Consider the following 18,836-nt stretch of genomic DNA (forward strand, 5'->3'; position numbering starts at 1 on the left):
CTTAGTGATCGTGAGAGGCGCCGGATTTCTCCAGATCAGCCTTGAGCAAAAAGGAGTTTTCCACCACGTAGCTATCGCCCGCGTTTAAACCGCTGAGCACTTCAGTGAATTGACCGTCGGTGCGGCCTAGTTCGAGCGGGCGGATTTCATAGGTGTCGCCGATCTGGATAAACACCACCTGCCAATCGCGGAAGGATTGCAGGGCGCGGTTATCGACCATAAGCGGCACTGGAGTTTGGGCGATATCAACCCAGCCTTCCACCGCTTGGTTGGGCACCCAATTACCGGCGCTGTTATCGACTGGTGCATGGACTTCCAGCGTAGGAGTTTCGCCATGGCGCGGGGTGATGTATTCCGTTTTGGTCTGTGCTTGCTGACCATTGGCATAGATGGTGATAGCTTGGCCGGTTTTGATTTTGCTGGCATCGGTCGGGAACGCCTGCAAATGCAGCTCTAATACGCGTTCATCGAGCAAGGTAAACAGTACGCGATCTGCGGTAAATTCGCCGGGGTTGGAATGGCGTTCGACGACCACCCCATCAATCGGCGCCAGCAGTGGGTATTCGCGCAGACTCTCGTTGGATTCAACTGTCGCCAATACATCGCCCGCTTTTACGCGCGCGCCAATGGTGGGTTTTACCGAGCGGATCAAACCGGGGTAACGCGCTTGAATGTGACTCACGCGCAGCGGGTCGGCAACGATAGTACCGTAGAGTTTGATACGCTCTTGCAGCACACCTTCACCGGCAATCGCGGTAGTTAAACCCGAGGCGGCAGCGACATCAGCCTCCATAGTGATGCGCCCTTCGTATGATGGATAAGTCCATTGATGCTGCTTGTTCTGGTAGGTGGCGATCACCTTTACATCAAATGAATGCGGTTCTTCTACCACGCCCTGCCCACGCAAAAAATCCTGCTCGGGTTCGAACGCAAAGCTGTTCACGTCACCGCCCAAGCGAGAGAGCTGCACTTCCAATTTCCAGTCGCCGGGTTTCAGGGATTTGCCATCCACACTCGCCCAGGCGCGGTATTCGGGCGGTACGTCTTTTTCATAAATCGCCAGCTCGACCACAAAGTCACCGTCTTCCAGCAAGCGGCCGTTATGGACACCCTTTTGCGGCTCCTCTTCGTGGTGTTCGTCATGTTCATCGTGGCCGTGGTCATGATCGCCCGATGCCAATAGGTTTGCTGACAGGCCGAGGCTCGCAATTAATAACAGGGTTTTGATAAAAGAATTCATTGGGCAATCTCCGTTTCAGGGGCTGATGCGGTGAGCCGCTCCAGTTCAATGCGGGTTTCATGGGCGCGCAAGGCGGCGTCGATCAAGGCGGCGCGGGCTTCAAGCAATTCGCGTTGGGCGAGTGCCAGTTCGAGTGAGCTATAGCGCCCCTGGTCGAAAGCGGCGGCGGTAGCGCGGTTGGCGTCTTGTAGCAGCGGCAGGATTTGGTCGCGCAAGCTGTGCAGCTCGGCAAGCGCTTGGGTATGGGCGCTGTAAGTTTGGTTTAAGCGGGCTTCCAGCTGAACTTTAGAGCTATCGGCTGCGAATGTGGCGGCATCTTGCTCGGCGCGCGCTTTACTGATCGCGCCGCTCGCGCGTTTGCCGCTGGCGAGTGGAATATTGATGCCCGCGACCAGCGCGGTATCCTCACTCATCTGCAACTGGCGCACGCCGGCACTCCATCCCAAGGTCATTTGCCCTTCGGCTTCCGCTTTGCGCAACTCCGCGGAGCGCAGACGGGTTTCGTCGGCGAGCAAGAGCAAATCCGGATTTTGTGCGAGGCGAGTTTGCCAATCGACAAGGGGTTCTGCGTTAGTAAGCGCAAACAAATCACCCTCGGCGCGGGTAAAATCCGGCGTGCTATCCGCCCAGTAAGCGCTGAGTTTTAGTGCTTCCAGCTGCATTCGCTGGCGGGCTCGATCGACATCCAGCGCCGCTTTGGCTTGCGCGGCACGGGCGCGCAACAACTCCTCCTGTGGTGCACGACCGGCTTGGACACGTTTGCTTAAGCTGGTCACTAATGACTGGGCAAGTTGCTGCGCCTGCTTTTGCACTTGCTCTTGCTCTTGCGCCGCAATCAGGGCGATAAAACGGTAATTCACCGCCGCGACCAGATCCAATACCGCCACCCGCTGCTCGGTCGCCAATTGCTGTTGGCGTGCAGTGACGACACCGAGGCGTGCATCGCGCTGGTCGCCCAACTCGATTACCGAAGCAAACGAGAGCGTCAGCTCGGCGCCATCTGCACCGGAAAAATCACCCGAACCGGCGACATTTTCCAATTCAGAATGCAGGCGCATCTCCGGTCGCAATGCGGCGGTAGTCTGTTCACCGGTTAGAGCTGCGCGGCGGAATTGATAGCCCGCCAATTGTGGGTTGTGTTGCAAGCTGGCGCTGAGTGCATCTTGCAGGCTAATGCCGTCCGCCACTGCGGTGCATGCCAAAGCACTGACCAACAAAGGCAGCGCAAACGAAAATTTGTTCATGGTAGATCCTGTCAAATGTGCCCAAAGGGCACAGAGGTTTTATCAGGGCGCAGTCACACGCTCCCAATACGATCAAACACTCAGACAGGAACGGGCGGTGCGCGCAGTAAAGGTCGCCAATAGAGGAAAACGCGGGGATAAAACGAGCGATAAGCGCTGGTATAAACGGGTGTAGGCAGGATCAATAACACCAGCGCTAACGCAGCCAGCAATACCAATCCCAAATCAATTTTGCTCAGCTTCGCCAGTGCTGACTGGGTCAACTCAATATCAGCATCCTGATGCACTTCATCCGGGTGATGATCATGCACCTCATGGCCATCCAAATGCATATGCACCGACACCCGCGGCTCCTGCCCATCAAAACAAAAATGCCCATGTGCTCCCGCCCAGTTGCTAAGCAACCAGAAGGCTAGTGCCAGAAAGGCATAATGGGGGGAGAGTTTGGGCATGGCCGTTTTTTAGTTTAGGTTTGGGATGAAATTGATGCAAGCATAACGGTCTGCTTAAAAAATAACTACTCCGCCACAAACACCGGCGCAAAGCCTCCACCTTGCGTACGGAAATTCGTCGTCTGGCCTTGATACAAACGTGCGGCCAATAATTGAATTTCACCGGCATATACGTAAGCGCGAATATCCATCTTTAAAGCGATCTCTTGTTCATCCACCAAAATACCGCGTTCGCTCGGTGGAATTTGTTGTTGGGCGACATAATCACCCTGCAGGATTTCATCCCATACGCGTTTGGTAATTTTGTCGCCGCGATAGGCCGCTTTGCTGCCATAGCCAGTCGCAGGTTTAAAAAATAAGTGTTTGCGCTCCTGCCATAAATGTTCGGCATTATCGGCACTGACTAATTGGGTGCGGGGAATTCCGGCGAGCAGGGTTTTGATATCGTCACCACTTGTGCCGAACTCCCTGAGATTTGTTTCATCACTGAGCAAAACCAAATTGCGTTTGTCGGCATAAAGTGCGTGGTGACGCGGGTTGGGGGTAAGCACTATGGCATTGTTTTCATAAGCAGACCGCAACACGGCGTTGCCCGGCTGTGTAAGAGAAAAATCTGTGAGACGGTTGTAAACCAGATCAATCATTTGTTGTTGATAAAACAACTTGCCATCAACCAAGCTGAGTTCGCGCGGATCGACAATCAGGGTTTTAATTCCCGCGCGCTCAAATACACTTTGCGCCAATAAAAATTCCGGATAGAGAAATTGAGCGCTGGGATTTTCGTCTACCAGTGCAATGCAGCGCAGCGTTTGATCACCACGCGCCAACTGCCATTCGCGTTTAAACATGGCTACAAATTCAGACTCAACTTGCGGCTGCAGAAGCTGTGGAAAAGTTCCCGCTGCATTGCAACAAGCAGTTTGTGCACTGAGTAATATCGCATTTAAAAAACCACCACCAGCGTTAGTATTGATTTCAATAACCTGCGGCCCGCTTTCATTCAAATGAAAATCAAAGCCCATAAATACGCCGGAGACAGTTGATGCATGTTGAGCGATGGCGGGAGCCTTGGCTAATGCCGCTTGTTGATAAGCACTCAAGGCAGTAACGCGCGTTATTGCATGCACCAGCCGCTGCAGTTGCTGCCATTGTGTAGGGGAGATAAATACTGCCGTGTGGGAAAATAATTGTTCAAGGTGCTGCAATACTTCAGCTGGCAATGCCTGCGCCTGCAAACTCACCAGCAGTTCAGCGCGATTCAGGGTTTTGCAAAAGCAGGCACGATTTAATAGATCAGCGGCGGAGTCGCAATTTGTCTTGCAAACCTTTTTATCGTTCACTTTATTTTACCTTCCTCTATTATTTTACTTTCCAGTGTTTCTGCATTTCCAAATACATAAAGGACGCAGTCCAGGCAATCAGTAACAAGCCCGTCAGGGCTTCAATGCCGGCCAAAAAACGCAGCCATCCGGTGGGCGCCAGGTCACCAAAACCGAGCGAGGTATAACAGGTAAGAGAAAAATAAAGGCTATCTATAAAACCGGTGCTGGGTGTACCAAATAAGCCGTGGCCCTGAATATCGCCGCCCAATAAACTACCAAGCGATTCCTGTTGAATTAAAAAATAAAAACCACCAGCAAACAGTGTAACTTCCAACAGATGCGCACAAAGACAACCCAATATACCGATTAAAATACTCAAGCGGGGCGAGGCTTTGATTTTAGAAATTGTACCCGTTAATAAATTCAATGCTTCAAAATGAATAAGCACGGCGGTAGTGACTAAAAACAGGATCGATAATATGGATAACAACATGGTTGGGTCGATTGCCTGCGAAAATGAAAATAGAATGTCGCCTATGAAGCACGCGAATGTGTTTTTGGTAGCAACAGCGAGATCACACAGACGATGGCTAAAAATCCGGTAGTTATCCAAAGGCACGCAATCATGCCACCGGTTTGATAGACATAACCTGATAATAACGTGCCAACTAATCGCCCCATGGCGTTGGCCATATAATAAAAGCCAACATCAAGTGAAACACCGTCATCTTTAGCATAGCTAACAATCAGATAGCTGTGCAGCGATGAGTTAATCGCAAATACCACACCAAAAACTAGCAGCCCGATGATTAATACCTTTGCTACAGGTAAAGGTGTTGAAAATGCGAATGCCATAAGCGCTGTAACCAAGGTTAGCACTATTGCCCAAGCGAGCGCTGCGCTACCGCCCGGAGCTGCTTCCGATTTACTAGAAGAGAAGGTGCCAATAATCTTGGGGGCAAAAGATTGCACGATACCGTAACCAATTACCCAGCTGGCGAGAAAGCCACCTACCCACCAAAAATTCCAACCTAACTGACTGCTTAAAAAAACCGGCAGTGCTACCACAAACCAGACATCGCGCGCGCCGAATAAAAATAGCCGCGCAGCCGATAAAATATTAATCGCACGACTTTTGGAAAATAACTCATTGAATTTCGGTTTGTTTTTGGCTTTACCTAAATCCTGTTTTAGTAAGATCACGCTGGCAATCCATACCAAGGCTAGCGCCGCAGCCATCGCTAATACTGCGCCTTTAAAGCTCAAAAGTGCAAGTAGCGCACCGCCGAGAAAAAATCCCACACCTTTTAAAGCGTTTTTAGAACCCGTTAGCAACGCAATCCATTTAAATAATCTTCCCTGCTGGTCACCCGGTACCAATAATTTAATCGCACTCTTGGCGCTCATTTTATTTAAATCTTTGGCGACACCTGATAGCGCCTGCGCGCCCATCACTAACGGCACGCTGAGCCAATGTGTGGGTACAGTGAGCATTGCCAGCGCAATAACCTGCAACCCCAAGCCGATATTCATTGTGCGATTCAAACCAATCCGCGCACCCAGATAACCACCGAATAAATTAGTGACTATTCCGGAAATTTCATAAAACAAAAACAGCGCTGCAATTTGCAACGGGCTGTAACCGAGTTGGTGAAAGTGCAACACCACCAGCATACGCAGCGCGCCGTCAGTTAGGGTAAACGCCCAATAATTTCCGGTGACGATTGCGTATTGTTTTATTGCCGATGATTGATTCATGCTAGCTCACAAGGTGCTCCGTAGGTTGGGCCGGGCCGCGTAGGCTGAGCGCAGCGATGCCCAACACGCAATCTCATTGCAAACGATAAAGTTAATTTTCCAAACCAACCAATTTCGCCAACTCCACCGTGCGATTTGCATAACCCCATTCATTGTCATACCAGGCATAAATTTTTACCAAGCTGCCGTTCACCACCATAGTGGAAAGCGCATCGACAATGGATGAAAGCGGATTGCCACAAAAATCACTGGAGACTAACGGACGAGTCTCATAGCCAAGAATATCTTTCAGGTAAGTTTCGCTCGCGGTTTTTAACAGTGCATTTACTTCATCAACTGTGGTGGTGCGCTCCACTTCAAATACGCAATCGGTGAGTGAACCTGTGGCCAATGGCACGCGCACCGCATGCCCATTTAATTTGCCGCGCAGTTCGGGAAATATTTCCGCGATTGCAGTAGCAGAACCGGTGCTGGTGGGAATTAAATTGGAATGGGATGCGCGGGCGCGGCGCAAATCTTTATGTGGTTGATCGAGTATTGATTGGGTATTGGTTAAATCGTGAATGGTGGTAATGGCGCCGTGTTTAATCCCGAGCTGTTCATGAATCACTTTTACCACGGGAGCCAAACAATTAGTGGTGCAAGACGCAGCGGTCACTATGCGATGCGTCGCTGGATCAAATAGATGCTGATTAACACCCATCACGACATTTAATACACCCGGTTCTTTTACCGGTGCGCTTACCACGACACGTTTTACGCCTTGATCCAAATAGGCCTGCAACAAGTTTACCTCGCGCATTTTGCCGCTGGCTTCAATCACCAGATCGCAACCGCTCCAATCGGTTTCTGCAATTGTTTTGTTGCGACTAAATGCAATTGATTTACCATCAATATAAATTACATTTTCAACCGCGCTCGTGTCTGGCGCCCATTGGCCTTGTACGGAATCGAATTTAAGCAAATGTGCAAAAGTGGCTGCATCACCTGCTGGATCATTAATTTGTACAAATTCAAATTCCGGCCAGTGCCAGCTCGCGCGCAAAGCCAGGCGACCAATGCGGCCAAAGCCATTGATACCGATTTTGATTTTTTTCATGTTCTTTCTCGCAAAAAAAAAATTATTTGATATTAATTGTTTAACAACAACGATTGGGCCGAGCTTCCATCGCACACAAACGCTGGTGATTTTCCTCCAGCCAATCCTGATTGGCATCAAGCATTGTCTTCAGGGTTTTAGTCACCCACACGGGTAATTCCGGGTGCAAACGGTAATACACCCACTGCCCTTTGCGGCGATCTGCCAGTAAACCGGATTCACGCAGCAGCGCCAAATGGCGGGAAATTTTGGGTTGGATTTCATCGAGCGCGCAGGTGAGTTCGCATACGCATAGCTCTTTTTCGCGTGTGACCAGCAGCGCGATGCGCGCGCGGGTGGGGTCAGCTATAGCTTTGCTAAATTCAGCGGGATTCATAACGCGACTAGTCTCCAGACGTCTACATATGAAATTACATATATATGGATAAGTGTATGTATTGTTCAGAGAGTGGGCAAGTCTTTTATTGAGCAAAAAGACATGTGTGGGAGGCGGCAAATAAACCGTGGGCCATAAAAAAACCACCATCGCTGGTGGTTTTTAGGTGCAGTTTTTACCAAACGTGAATGCTACCAGTTGGTTAGCGGATGGGTGTTCAACTGATAAATTCTAATCCAGTCGTATTGCGTTACCATTGGATAAACGTTGCCGTATTTGTTTCCACCGAAAACGTTTTGAATGCCGTCGTTCGGGATCCAGAAATTCATCATCAATTCAGTCAAATTGTCCGGGATCGGCGTGTAAGACACTTGGGGCGCTACACAGGATGGATTACAGTCAATCCAGTTTTGATCCAGGGTTTTCAGCAACACACCATCCACATACCATTTAATTGCAGAAGGCGTCCATTCAATGGCATAGACTCGCCATTGGTCAGCAGGTGCTATGTCGATTTTATGTTCCCATGCACCCCACTGACGAGTGCCATTCCAATCGACAACGTTCACACCGTAAATTAAGTTGGCTTGGAATTTATCGGGACGACCACCTTCCAATTCAACATCAATCTCTTCCCACTCTCTGGGCGAGCCCTCGTGTTTGTAGGTGAAGAGCGAAGAGATGTAGCCAGTAGCAACATTTCTCGCTGGCGCCTTCATACGTGTTTCAATGCGGCCATATTTGATTCGTTTGGATGGAACAGTGCGCAATTCGCCACAGGAATAGTTGTAAGCACCTTTTTCAGCTTTGTGGTCATAAGAATAGCTACCCGCCACATATTGATTGCGGATGACCAATTCCAGATTCCCGTTAACGACTTGCACACCTTGGGGTTGGAAGCGGCAGATGGATTCGCCACCAACAGCGCCATCACCTTTGGCCCAAATGGCCGTGTTCAGACTGTTAAAACGTTCATCCAACTTCAGTGTATAGCCAGAATAAACTCCGGTGTAGCCTGGGTAAGCGGTAGGTAAGTTTGAAGGTGGCGCGCTGTTGGCCACCACTTCAATCCAATTAAAATTCCACCCCGTTGATTTGGAAAAAACACCCAGGCTGTAGGTGCCTGCATTGAGATTTACTGTTTTGGTGACAGTGGTCCAATTGGTCCAGTTACCTGCGGCTGGAATAACCATGTCACCCAAGGGGATGCTGCCGCCGTTCAAGTCGACCGCTGCGGTTGCACCTGCGGGGCTCACAACGCGCATCTTGATGGTGTAGCTGCCAGTAGTGGGAATCACCAGATTGGAGTAAGCGAGCCACTCATTTGGCTCTATCCAACCAACGTTATAAATACCGCCGGTAGTATCGTTTGTGTTTTCAATATCGACGTTATCGGAGCGATATTTACCGCCTGAGTTACCTGCAGACGTGTCGTAGTAGCTACTGTAATCTTCCGCTTGGAATACGACCGCTTGCGACGGCAATGCACACAGCCCTAGCAAGGCTGAGCTGAGTAGCGGAAGTTTGGATTGTTTTATAAGCAGTGAAAAAGCGTGACGCATAGTTGTTATCCTCATGGGAATGTAGAGCTTTATTAGACTTTTTGTTCACATCCTGTTTCGCTTTTGTGAGGTGGGGCGGGTATCACAAAGCGCGTAAAACAATCATAGGCACGCTTTTGGGTAATAAATAGGCGCAATTTTCATTATTTTGGCGCCAAATTAAACTTATTTACTATAGAAATCCTGCCAATTTGCGATTTAGGTAATAAGTGCTCTGTTTCGGATATAAGTCCCACCCCGGTTTCTTGAAGTGGGACGCCTGACATGTTTTCGAGGGGGAATTAATGGGCTGGATTTATTTGTTGGCCGCGGGTTTGTGTGAGATTTTTTACGCAGCTGCTATGCCAAAAACGGACGGTTTTACCAAGCTCTGGCCGAGCCTGTTTTGCTTGCTATTTATCGCTGCCAGTATGTATTTGTTATCCCTGTCGGTACGCACTTTACCGATAGGAACTGCCTACGCGATTTGGGTTGGTGTAGGTGCGGTCGGCACAGCGGCTTACGGCATCATTGCATTGAATGAAGATGCGAGCATTTTGCGACTGTTGTGTTTTGTGCTGATTATTGCGGGGATTATCGGGTTGAAGTTGTTGTCGGCACCGACTGCCCATTAACCCGAAAAAATTCAACAGGTGATAGGGCATTAATTCTCCTTACCTCTACACCTTAAATAACAACTATTTATAAGGACTTACAATGCTGGGCAAATTGCTAAACATATTGGGAAAACTGTTTTTATGTGTCCTTGCATTACTACTTGTATATGTTTTAGGTGTACTGCTTATCAACTTGAGAGACAAGCCACCTTCTGCAACGGTAATTGAATTCCAACAATCCTGGGATAATAGAAAACCAGTTGATTCAGCCGATAATGGTTATCTTTATTTTCTTGGCTTTGATGTGGCAAAAGATGCAGACCCAAAATTTGTTGGGGAGGAGCGCGTTCAATGGACTAAAGAAGCAATACTTCCAGCCACTGAAGAATCTATACGTTTTCCTCAAGCGTATAATGATTTCCAAAAACAATTACCAAAGGAAATCGTACAACTTATGGATCTTTGCAGTCAAATAACAGCGACTTGCATTAATAATATTGAAAAACAGCGTTACTCAATCATTCAGTGGTCGAAAAATGATACTTGGATTCTTGATCGCTATCGGCAGTTGATTGCACATAAGGCTTGGTTGGAATTGATGAAAACAGATATACGCTTGCCATTACCAAGCTATGGTGAGGTTATGAAAGTTCAACGGCTCGCATTTATTAGTGCGTTAGCCATTATGCACCCTGATGAGAGCAAGAATATTGCTGGGCTACTTGATGACGATCTTCGATTTTGGCGATCTGTACTAAAAAATACAGATACATTAATTGGAAAAATGATCGCAGTCGCTGCAATTAAAAATAACTTTTTATGGACTAATTTTTTCCTATTAAAGTTGGACAATAGTATTCGACCAGCTGCAATACCTGCTGCGTTAATAATTCCCTTTACTGATGAAGAATTGTCTATGCGGCGTTGTTTGATAGGGGAATGGTTTCTTTCTGAAAGTTTGGTCTACCCGCTGGATGGATCTGGTATTGATAATTTTACTGGCAGGCTGCTGCTTGCATTTGCGTATCAAAAGCAAGATACCTTAAATAAGCGGGCTGAATCACTGAATTCAATTGTGTTGGAGCTCGATGTTCCATTAACCAACTTTGAAGCAACACTGGAATTGTATAAACAAAAGGCTTATCCAGAAAAAACGGCAACCCACTATTTTCGCCACCCTTATAATGTTGTAGGGCAGATTCTCAGTGAGGTGGCTCCGCCCACTATGTATACCGAGTATGTAGTGCGCACCAAAGATCTGGAAGCATTTCGACGCGGGCTATTGTTAATTATTGAACAAATGAAGCCAACTTCCCCAGAGGCTGTTCGTCATGTTAGCCCTTACAAAACTAAGCCATTCGCGTTAAATCAGGAACAGCAATCGGTAACCGTTTTCGGTCTTGGTAACGATGCACGTGCGCAACAGACTTACTATTATTAAGTCTGAACTGGTTTACTATAAACACTATAACAACAACTTGAAGTGCAACCATGAAAACCCCCATCTTCAATATCCACGACCTTATCCTCGTACTCACCCTGGCAGTCTGCGTGCTGCTGGTGATTTTCCAGTGGCTGTTATCCAAACAAAAAGCGATTGCCTCGCAGTTATTGTCGGGATTTTTTGTGTGCGTGGGTGCCAGTGCGCTGTGTAATTTGTTGTTGTGGAACGACTATATTGGCTTGCACAGCGAAGTGGCGAAAATGGTGCTGTCACTGGGATTGGTGACGGCGGTTGTCGGTAAAAGTGTGTGTCTGTATTTGTATGTGGTGGCGATTACGCGGGCGAACTTTTCGTTGCGTGCAAAAGATGCGCTGCATTTATTGAATTTATTCACGGTTGTCGGATGGGTGCTATGGGGTGGTTTGGATAGCGACCGTTTGCGCTTTCAGTCTGCTAGTCACACAGAATATTCCATTCAACTTACGAATTACTTATGGCATTACCTGAAAATTTTACCGGTGGTGTATGCCTTTGCGGCAGCGCTGGAAATTTATCGCTACAAACAGCAGCTAAAACAATTTTATTCCAGTTTGAGTTTGCAAGGTCCCTATTGGTTGCTACTACTGACATTGGGTTTTGCACTCAATTGGTTCTGGTCGCTCGTCGTGCATTTGCTCGGGCAGACAGTGAGTTTTTCTATCGCCGATAGTTTTGGCATTTTCGACAACTACATTACCTTTGTGTTGGTGAACGCACTCTTTGTGTACAGTTTGTTGTATGCACATCAATTACTGGAAACCAAAGAAAAGCTCAAAGAAAAAGAAGTAGTTGCGCCGGCAGAAATATCGCCCGATGCCATTGCGCGCATTCGCAATACCATGGAGAAGCAACAGCTGTATTTGAAACAGAATTTGAATATTGAAGACTTTGCGCGGCAGGTGGGCATTCATTTTCGCGAGGTATCCAGCATCATCAATAAAGAATTCAATACGAATTTTTTTGAATTTGTGAATGAGTATCGCGTGAATCGCGCCAAGCAGATGCTGGTTGATCCGCAATATGCAGAGATGACGATCCTGGATATTTTGCTGGAGTCCGGGTTTAACAGTAAGTCGTCATTTCACCGGTTTTTTAAACGCTATACCGGGATGTCAGCGGCGGAGTTTAGAAAACAAACATCCGCTGCCGAATAAATATGGATACCCGCGTTCGCGGGTATGACAAAAAATACAGTTGAATGGCAAATGTTTCGTCACTCCTGAACGCAGGAGTCCAGATGTTTATTTATTGTTGCGACCTACGAGTGCCAATCCACCTAGTAATACTAACCATAATAAATTCACCGCACCGCCACCACCCGAACCACCCCCGCTAGTTGCTTTGGAAGTTGCTACTGATGACATTGCTACTGCAGTAGAACTCGCCGCTACACTCGCTGCAATGCTGCTCGCGGCGATTGAACTGGGCGCAGCACTTGAAGCGGCTATCGAGCTTGCCGCTGAACTTGAAACCGCAACGGAACTCGCGCTTGAACTACTTACAGGCGCATCCGCTGGTGGTGTACCACTAAAGCCGGTGGCGTTTTCTTTGGTTAATGCGAGAACCAGAATGCCATCCTTTACTACTACGTTCTCCGGTGCAAAATCCACGCGGTTGGTATCAAAACTCCAATTGGCTTTGCCCCAGCGAGCGCTATCAAAATTGTTGAAATCATCGCGCCAGCCACCCTCAAATGTTTTGGTAGTTGCATTGTAAGCTTTGTAGTCGATGTAATTTACAAATTGATAAACTGGTAATACTGCATCATCCCATGCGCCCACCCAAGGCACTGATTCAGATGACCAAATATTAAATCGCAATGATTGTGGATTTGTGAGACTGGTTACAGTGCTGGTGCCGGTAATGCGACGCGCTTCTACGCCATCCACAAACCAGGCGACGTAATCTGGCGTCCACTCAACGACATAAGTGTGGTAAGCATCCGCGAGCGACGCCGGGGCAGTATGAACTTGTTCGGTGTGAATGGTCGGGCGCGAGCTGCCGAGAATAATATTGCTCTGCCACTTGGTCGCATTTTCTTTCCCAAATACTTCAATATCAATTTCTTCCCAAAAGGTATTGCCCACTTCCGAACCATTTTTGTAAGTAAAGAAAGTCGACAACACACCGCTGGCATTGGCCACGCGCATGCGTATTTCATAGCGGCCATATAAATAGCTGTCGCTGGAATAAATTTCCGCGCCTTTGTAGGCTTTGGCATTAACAACCTGGGCAACCAATCCCAAAGTGATCGCAGTGAATACACACAACAAACGACGCATAACTTTTACCTCAGTGACAAAAAACAGTTTTAAAAAGTAGTAAAAATAAATAGACGAGAAAAATAAAAACGGGAGTGCAGGCAAGGTACCCGCAACCCCCAAAGGCTGAAACATCTCAGTCGTCATCCCCGCGAACGCGGGATTCACAACAACCCGCCGGGCTTCTACGTTCGCAGTAGTGACGAATATTTTAAATTTTAGTTAACTTGATCCAATCAATATTAAAGCCACCGCTGTTGGCGTAAATCGCCAAACTTTGTACACCGGCGTTCAGGTAAATATTGTGGCTGATCGTCTGGTAGGTACCCCAGCCGCCGGTGTTGGGTACACTTATGGTGCCCAAACCTACGCCGTTGCGATCCAAGGTAAATTGCGCTGTTGTGAGCGCTGAGGCCACACGGTATTCCACTTTGTAAGTGCCGGTTTGCGGAATATTCACATTGTTGTATTTGAACCATTCACCCGCATCGATATAACCCACGGTGCCACCAGAGACGGTGACGCTGCCGCCCACTTCATTAAAACTTTCTGCCTGGATGGTGATAGAGGTCGCGGGCGCACTGCTGCTACTGCCACCACCACTCGTGCCGCCATCGACTGGAGGAGTGCCGGTATAACCGGTCTGGCCTTCGCGTGTCAGTGCGAGAACCAGCGTGCCGTTTTTCACTACCACGTTATTTGGATCGAAATCGGCGAGGTTTTCACCGAAGGTCCAGTTGGCTTTGTTCCAGCGGTTGGTGTCAAAACTGTTGAAGTCATCGCGCCAACCGGTGCCGAAACTGTTGGTCGCCGCCACATAAGGTTTGTATTCAATATAGTTTACGAATTGGTACACCGGCAGGATGCTGTCATTCCAAGGGCCAACCCACTCAGCGATATTTGCTGCCCAAAGGTTAAAGCGCAGGTCTTGCGGACTAGTCAGGCTGGTGACAAATTGTCCGCCAGTAATGCGCCGAGTTTGGGTGCCATCTACATACCAGGCGATGTAATTAGGCGTCCATTCCAGCACATAGGTGTGGTAGCCGTCGCCCATGGAGAAGGGAGTGGTATGTACGCCTTCGGTTTTGGTGGTGGGGCGGTTGGTGCCGATAATCACATTGCTCTGCCATTGGGTGGCATTGTTCTTACCGAAGATCTCGATATCGATCTCCTCCCAAAATACGCCCGGTTGCTCGGAGCCATTTTTGTAAGTGAAGAAAGTGGACAACACCCCGCTGCCCTTGGCGACACGCATACGCATTTCATAGCGACCGTATTTGTAGGTTTGCTTCGAGTAGATTTCCGCAGCTTTATAAGGTTTGGCGGCGGCAGGGCTGGTAGCAGTGAAACCGATCAGGGTGGCGAACGCAAAGAGCACGCCGGTATAGCGATTGAGTTTGAACATAGCGAATACCTTTATCATTAATTATTAGAGGCAATTATTAAAAACGCTTTTGTCTGTAGTAGACCGTGGCGACTGCGGCCTGCCACGAGCTTATACTCCCCAAATTGCCAAACTTGGTCGCACCAGTTTGAGCAGAAAACCTGAAGTGGTGCGCACTAAACCTAAAATGGCGCGCAGAAAACCTGAAGTGGCACCTAAAGTTTGATATGACACCTGCAACTTTTTGGCCGTTGAACCGTAGATGGGATCAAACACCCCGAATAAGGAACGAATCCCGAGATGACTGCCCCGACTGAAAATCAGGACGATGAGCTGATCAACCTCATCGCCCGTTGCGCGCTGCGCGACCAGGCCGCGCTCAAAACGCTGTTTGAGCGGGTGAGCCCCTACTTGAATGCGATCGCCTGGCGCATCCTGAAATCCAAAGAGCTGAGCAACGAGGTATTGCAGGAGGCGTTTTTGCAGATTTGGAATAACGCGGCCAGTTACCGGCCGCACCTCGCCAAGCCCCTGACCTGGATGGCCAGCATTGCGCGCTACCGGGCGCTGGATCGGCTCGCATCAGAGCAGCGGATTAGCGCTAAATTTGTCGCCCATCATGATGGGATAGAAGATATGCCCGGTGGCGATGAGCCCGAGCACAGTGTCGGCGCCAGCCAGCTCAGATTTCATTTGCACCAGTGCCTGACCACGCTGGGCGACAACATTAAACGCAGTATCGAGCTAGCCTATTTATATGGCTACTCGCGCGAAGAGATCGCGCAGCAATTTGCCACCAATACCAACACCGTTAAATCCTGGCTGCATCGCGGCGCTGAAAGGTTGAGACTATGCCTAGAAAGCAAATAAGTGCGTCTGGGAGCCAAACACCAGAGCCACCTTTAGACGACAAAAGCCTCGCGTTCGACTATGTCACCGGTGTACTGCGCGGTGCGGAACGCGAGCAATGTGAACAGCGCCTGCGCAGCGATACGGCTCTGCAGGCAGAGGTCAGCTTCTGGGAAGAGCAGCTCATGAGCCTTAGCGATGAACAACAAGGCATCAAACCCGACCCGGAAGTCTGGCGCGGTATTGAGGCGCGTCTACAACAGCAAACGCGCCCGGCTGATACGCGGCCATCCAGATTTGCCTGGCTCTGGCCCAGTATCTCCGCGTTTGCGACAGTGATGCTCGCTGTATGTATCTGGCTGCTGATGGCGCGCGACCCACTGCAACAACCCAATGCCGATTATGTAGCCGTACTGACCGATGACTCAGGTGCGCCACAATTGACGGTACTCACCGCCACTGGTGGCGCGCAGCTTTGGTTGAAATGGGAGGCAGTGGAGATTGCAGATGATAAAAACCTGCAGCTCTGGGCGGTTTCCAAACGCGATGGCCAAATCCGGCCGCTCGGTGTATTCGCGCAAACCGATATCCAGCAATTGCCACTCACAGTCCCACAGTGGCGGCTGATTAAAGATTCCTCCCATCTGATCCTTACGGAGGAAGACGTAGGCGGCTCGCCGTTAGATGAACCCAGTGACGTCGTCTTGGCAAAAGGTGTTTGCGTTCTCCTCGCGCAGGTGAAGAAGGCCATATAATGCGCCGCATCTATCTCACCTGCGAACCTATGCCATGACGAAAAAACTCTGTTGCGGTTTACTGTTGTTGCTCGCCAGCGCTGTTACCCAAGCGCTGGAGATTCCTTTGCAAGATGCCAATTTCAAACAATGCGTGCAGGAATTAGCAGCGAAAAAAAATTGGCAGAGCCTTGCCGATATCACCGCGGTTGAATGCCACTCAAAAAATATCACCTCGCTTGCCGGTATTGAGCAATTCCAGCAGCTGCAAAAATTATCGCTCTACAATAACCAGCTCACTGAAGCGAGCATCGGAAAATTACCGAACCTCCGCCATATCAACCTCGCCAAAAATAAAATTACCCAGGTTAATTTCAGTGAATTACCGGCACTGGAAGAACTGTATATTTTTGGCAATAAAATGACGGTGCTGGATTTGTCCGGGTTACCCAAACTTAAACTGCTCAAAATCAACGACAACCAGATTGTGCAGTTCACTTACAAGGATCTACCCGCGCTGGAAAAAATCTATATGTTCAATAATGTGATGGAGCATGTGGATATTTACCACTTGCCCGCCATGACCTATATGGATGCGCGCCAAAACCCCATGCCTGATCCACTCTATGAAGAAATGGACAAACTCAAAGGCGTGACTTTTTTACATGACGGCAATGCCGAAGACTGGCAATAAGAAAGGATTGGAAACAGGTGAAATTATTAGCAGCGGGTTTAACAGCGCTCACATTATCGCCATGCACACTTGCGCTCGGCGAACATGAATTTGATTGGGGCAGCCGCGCACGCTATGCCCGTGTGAATGCCGACAACTCTGGTCAGGCAGCATCATTATTGTTGCGCGCGAATGTTGAGTCTGCCTGGAGTGAATTATTAAGTTCGACATTGGAAGTCGATGCAATCGGAACAGCCTTAAAAGATGATCACAGCGATGGCGAGCGATTTAATGATGAACCATTAATTCCCGATCCTCAGGGCGCCGAAATCAATCAAGCTTTTTTGTCGCTCAATCTGGATGCTGCCAATATCCATCTCGGTCGGCAGCGCATTAACTTTGACAACCAGCGTTTTATCGGCGGCAATGGTTTTTGGCAAAACGAACAGACCTTTGATGCAGTGCTCGCTAAATTCAAGCTCGCCAGCAATTCCAATGTCACTTACAGCTATATCGCTAATGCCAACCGCATTTATGGCGATGATGCGGATGAAAATAATTCGGGGCGCGAGCACGATTATGAAAATGCATGGCGTCCCGCTGCATTTCTCGGCGACCACAAACAGAATTCCCATCTCGCGCGGCTTGAGTGGAATGAATGGGACTACACCCGTGTTGTCGGCTATGGATATCGCATTGATAATCGCGATATGCCGAGTGTATCCAATAATACGTTTGGTGCTAGCTACACACTCAACTACAAAGCCAGCGTTGTAAAATATCGCGTACAACTTGAAGCTGCACAACAAAATCGTTTTGAACTCAATGCGGAAAGCTTGCCTTATTATCTGGTTGATCTCGGTTTTGGTATAAGCACCTGGGAGCTCAGTACCCGCTATGAAATTCTCGGCGCAAACGATGGCGCGGCATTTGTAACGCCACTAGGTTCCAATCACGATTTTGAAGGCTGGGCCGATGAAATCGGCAATACCCCCAATAGCGGCCTACGCAATTTTTCGCTGGGACTATTATGGCGCGCATCACCGCTGCGCGTAGAAACTTCCTATCATTTTTTTAAAGATGATCTGGACGGCACTAATATCGGCCGCGAGTTTGATCTGGATTTTGTGTACAAACCTGCGCGCAAACACAGCATCTCATTGCGCCTCGCCAATTTTGAACCAGAAGGGAATTCAGGTTCGGTGCGCAAGGTATATCTGGATTATTCGTTTAATTTGTAATTCCTGTTTACTATTTCCAATTGTCCTTTCATACCCAACCAGCCTGAGTGTCGTGTAGATTCATTTTCCTGTAACTGAAGGGGAAAAATCCTACACAAATGGCTGGTAATTTCTCACAGACGCAACCCTTGTTACAGGCGTAAATTGATCTTGAGCTTAATAGGGCTTCTCCCGGGATGGAGAATTTCGCAGGCAGTTGCGGGTTTCATTTTCTTAATTGCGAGGATGGATCATGGATAAGGATAATCTGGAAATTAAACGAATTTTTAGCCGGTTTAGTGACGAACCTTTAAGGTCCGGTCAACATGAAGCGCTACACCAAATGCTCACGGCGTTTATTGTGATGATTGTTGGAGTCTTGTTAACCGCGGTGGGATTTGTAGGGATAATCGTGCGGTTGTTGCGTCTTGCTGGATTTGGTGTAATAACGTTTGCCCAACATCTTGGGCTCGCCCGGCATGTTAATGTTGAATTGGAGCGCAGGCATTTCCATTGCAACAGACGCAAACCCGAATATAGATAATTTTGCACTGCTCTCCCCGTATACTCGTTTGCAAGCGGA

The 18,836-nt window shown here is 48.6% G+C and carries 19 protein-coding genes; 8 read left to right on the forward strand and 11 right to left on the reverse strand.

All coding sequences use genetic code 11. The annotated features are described in order from the left end of the window. Nucleotide 1: 1 nt before the first annotated feature. The 9 genes from J2X05_RS16785 to J2X05_RS16825 form a co-directional block, all read right to left on the reverse strand. Nucleotides 2-1,240 carry an efflux RND transporter periplasmic adaptor subunit gene (locus J2X05_RS16785; RefSeq protein WP_310074635.1) on the reverse strand — a complete coding sequence of 413 codons (1,239 nt, stop codon included), beginning with the start codon at nt 1,238-1,240 and terminating at the stop codon, nt 2-4. Further along, nucleotides 1,237-2,484, reverse strand: coding sequence for a TolC family protein (locus J2X05_RS16790; RefSeq protein WP_310074637.1), 1,248 nt, complete (start codon nt 2,482-2,484; stop codon nt 1,237-1,239). Before J2X05_RS16790 ends, J2X05_RS16785 begins: the two co-directional genes overlap by 4 nt. Before the next feature lie 80 nt (nt 2,485-2,564). Further along, nucleotides 2,565-2,936, reverse strand: coding sequence for a hypothetical protein (locus J2X05_RS16795; protein WP_310074639.1), 372 nt, complete (start codon nt 2,934-2,936; stop codon nt 2,565-2,567). 65 nt (nt 2,937-3,001) lie between these two features. Further along, the gene (locus J2X05_RS16800) at nt 3,002-4,276 is read right to left on the reverse strand and encodes a hypothetical protein (protein WP_310074641.1); all 1,275 of its coding nucleotides are present in this window, start codon (nt 4,274-4,276) and stop codon (nt 3,002-3,004) included. Nucleotides 4,277-4,295: 19 nt separating this feature from the next. Next, nucleotides 4,296-4,751: a potassium channel family protein gene (locus J2X05_RS16805; RefSeq protein ID WP_310074643.1), complete on the reverse strand. Its 456-nt coding sequence runs from the start codon at nt 4,749-4,751 to the stop codon at nt 4,296-4,298. 41 nt (nt 4,752-4,792) lie between these two features. Beyond that, nucleotides 4,793-6,016, reverse strand: a complete 1,224-nt coding sequence (gene arsJ, locus J2X05_RS16810; RefSeq protein WP_310074644.1) for an organoarsenical effux MFS transporter ArsJ — start codon at nt 6,014-6,016, stop codon at nt 4,793-4,795. 91 nt (nt 6,017-6,107) lie between these two features. Continuing rightward, entirely contained in the window at nt 6,108-7,115 is a 1,008-nt protein-coding gene (locus J2X05_RS16815) for an ArsJ-associated glyceraldehyde-3-phosphate dehydrogenase (protein ID WP_310074646.1), read from the reverse strand. A 40-nt stretch (nt 7,116-7,155) separates the two neighbouring features. Further along, nucleotides 7,156-7,491: a metalloregulator ArsR/SmtB family transcription factor gene (locus tag J2X05_RS16820; protein ID WP_310074648.1), complete on the reverse strand. Its 336-nt coding sequence runs from the start codon at nt 7,489-7,491 to the stop codon at nt 7,156-7,158. A gap of 191 nt (nt 7,492-7,682) precedes the next feature. After that, a complete protein-coding gene (locus J2X05_RS16825) occupies nt 7,683-9,053 on the reverse strand; it encodes a family 16 glycosylhydrolase (protein ID WP_310074650.1) in 1,371 nt (456 codons plus the stop codon). A gap of 284 nt (nt 9,054-9,337) precedes the next feature. On the opposite strand from J2X05_RS16825, the gene J2X05_RS16830 reads away from it, so the two are divergent. The 3 genes from J2X05_RS16830 to J2X05_RS16840 all read left to right on the forward strand — a co-directional run bounded on the left by J2X05_RS16830 (nt 9,338) and on the right by J2X05_RS16840 (nt 12,286). Continuing rightward, nucleotides 9,338-9,667: a DMT family transporter gene (locus J2X05_RS16830; RefSeq protein ID WP_310074652.1), complete on the forward strand. Its 330-nt coding sequence runs from the start codon at nt 9,338-9,340 to the stop codon at nt 9,665-9,667. Between the two features lie 82 nt (nt 9,668-9,749). Beyond that, complete coding sequence (locus J2X05_RS16835; protein ID WP_310074654.1) at nt 9,750-11,090, forward strand: hypothetical protein; 1,341 nt, start codon at nt 9,750-9,752, stop codon at nt 11,088-11,090. A 50-nt stretch (nt 11,091-11,140) separates the two neighbouring features. Next, nucleotides 11,141-12,286 carry a helix-turn-helix domain-containing protein gene (locus J2X05_RS16840; RefSeq protein ID WP_310074657.1) on the forward strand — a complete coding sequence of 382 codons (1,146 nt, stop codon included), beginning with the start codon at nt 11,141-11,143 and terminating at the stop codon, nt 12,284-12,286. A gap of 87 nt (nt 12,287-12,373) precedes the next feature. On the opposite strand, the gene J2X05_RS16845 is transcribed toward J2X05_RS16840, so the two are convergent. Both J2X05_RS16845 and J2X05_RS16850 read right to left on the reverse strand, forming a co-directional pair. Continuing rightward, a complete protein-coding gene (locus J2X05_RS16845; RefSeq protein WP_310074660.1) occupies nt 12,374-13,561 on the reverse strand; it encodes a family 16 glycosylhydrolase in 1,188 nt (395 codons plus the stop codon). A gap of 43 nt (nt 13,562-13,604) precedes the next feature. Further along, entirely contained in the window at nt 13,605-14,798 is a 1,194-nt protein-coding gene (locus tag J2X05_RS16850) for a family 16 glycosylhydrolase (RefSeq protein WP_310074662.1), read from the reverse strand. Between the two features lie 279 nt (nt 14,799-15,077). Between J2X05_RS16850 and J2X05_RS16855 the strand changes: the two genes are divergently transcribed. From J2X05_RS16855 to J2X05_RS16875, 5 genes are all read left to right on the forward strand, one after another. Beyond that, complete coding sequence (locus J2X05_RS16855; protein ID WP_310074663.1) at nt 15,078-15,647, forward strand: RNA polymerase sigma factor; 570 nt, start codon at nt 15,078-15,080, stop codon at nt 15,645-15,647. Further along, nucleotides 15,629-16,381 carry an anti-sigma factor gene (locus J2X05_RS16860; protein WP_310074666.1) on the forward strand — a complete coding sequence of 251 codons (753 nt, stop codon included), beginning with the start codon at nt 15,629-15,631 and terminating at the stop codon, nt 16,379-16,381. Before J2X05_RS16855 ends, J2X05_RS16860 begins: the two co-directional genes overlap by 19 nt. Before the next feature lie 34 nt (nt 16,382-16,415). After that, on the forward strand, nt 16,416-17,054 hold the full coding sequence (locus tag J2X05_RS16865; RefSeq protein WP_310074668.1) for a leucine-rich repeat domain-containing protein: 639 nt from the start codon (nt 16,416-16,418) through the stop codon (nt 17,052-17,054). A gap of 17 nt (nt 17,055-17,071) precedes the next feature. Beyond that, nucleotides 17,072-18,274 (forward strand): alginate export family protein, encoded by a 1,203-nt coding sequence (locus tag J2X05_RS16870; RefSeq protein ID WP_310074670.1) that lies wholly within the window; start codon nt 17,072-17,074, stop codon nt 18,272-18,274. 232 nt (nt 18,275-18,506) lie between these two features. Continuing rightward, on the forward strand, nt 18,507-18,797 hold the full coding sequence (locus J2X05_RS16875; protein ID WP_310074673.1) for a hypothetical protein: 291 nt from the start codon (nt 18,507-18,509) through the stop codon (nt 18,795-18,797). Nucleotides 18,798-18,836 lie beyond the last annotated feature (39 nt).

Source organism: Cellvibrio fibrivorans (genome assembly GCF_031457055.1).
Classification (GTDB): Bacteria; Pseudomonadota; Gammaproteobacteria; order Pseudomonadales; family Cellvibrionaceae; genus Cellvibrio; species Cellvibrio fibrivorans.

Bases quoted from the DNA above. Each gene is read 5' to 3' on its own strand.
- J2X05_RS16785 (WP_310074635.1), bottom strand. From the start codon at position 1,240: ATGAATTCTTTTATCAAAACCCTGTTATTAATTGCGAGCCTCGGCCTG.
- J2X05_RS16790 (WP_310074637.1), bottom strand. From the start codon at position 2,484: ATGAACAAATTTTCGTTTGCGCTGCCTTTGTTGGTCAGTGCTTTGGCA.
- J2X05_RS16795 (WP_310074639.1), bottom strand. From the start codon at position 2,936: ATGCCCAAACTCTCCCCCCATTATGCCTTTCTGGCACTAGCCTTCTGG.
- J2X05_RS16805 (WP_310074643.1), bottom strand. From the start codon at position 4,751: ATGTTGTTATCCATATTATCGATCCTGTTTTTAGTCACTACCGCCGTG.
- arsJ (WP_310074644.1), bottom strand. From the start codon at position 6,016: ATGAATCAATCATCGGCAATAAAACAATACGCAATCGTCACCGGAAAT.
- J2X05_RS16815 (WP_310074646.1), bottom strand. From the start codon at position 7,115: ATGAAAAAAATCAAAATCGGTATCAATGGCTTTGGCCGCATTGGTCGC.
- J2X05_RS16820 (WP_310074648.1), bottom strand. From the start codon at position 7,491: ATGAATCCCGCTGAATTTAGCAAAGCTATAGCTGACCCCACCCGCGCG.
- J2X05_RS16825 (WP_310074650.1), bottom strand. From the start codon at position 9,053: ATGCGTCACGCTTTTTCACTGCTTATAAAACAATCCAAACTTCCGCTA.
- J2X05_RS16830 (WP_310074652.1), top strand. From the start codon at position 9,338: ATGGGCTGGATTTATTTGTTGGCCGCGGGTTTGTGTGAGATTTTTTAC.
- J2X05_RS16835 (WP_310074654.1), top strand. From the start codon at position 9,750: ATGCTGGGCAAATTGCTAAACATATTGGGAAAACTGTTTTTATGTGTC.
- J2X05_RS16840 (WP_310074657.1), top strand. From the start codon at position 11,141: ATGAAAACCCCCATCTTCAATATCCACGACCTTATCCTCGTACTCACC.
- J2X05_RS16850 (WP_310074662.1), bottom strand. From the start codon at position 14,798: ATGTTCAAACTCAATCGCTATACCGGCGTGCTCTTTGCGTTCGCCACC.
- J2X05_RS16855 (WP_310074663.1), top strand. From the start codon at position 15,078: ATGACTGCCCCGACTGAAAATCAGGACGATGAGCTGATCAACCTCATC.
- J2X05_RS16860 (WP_310074666.1), top strand. From the start codon at position 15,629: ATGCCTAGAAAGCAAATAAGTGCGTCTGGGAGCCAAACACCAGAGCCA.
- J2X05_RS16865 (WP_310074668.1), top strand. From the start codon at position 16,416: ATGACGAAAAAACTCTGTTGCGGTTTACTGTTGTTGCTCGCCAGCGCT.
- J2X05_RS16875 (WP_310074673.1), top strand. From the start codon at position 18,507: ATGGATAAGGATAATCTGGAAATTAAACGAATTTTTAGCCGGTTTAGT.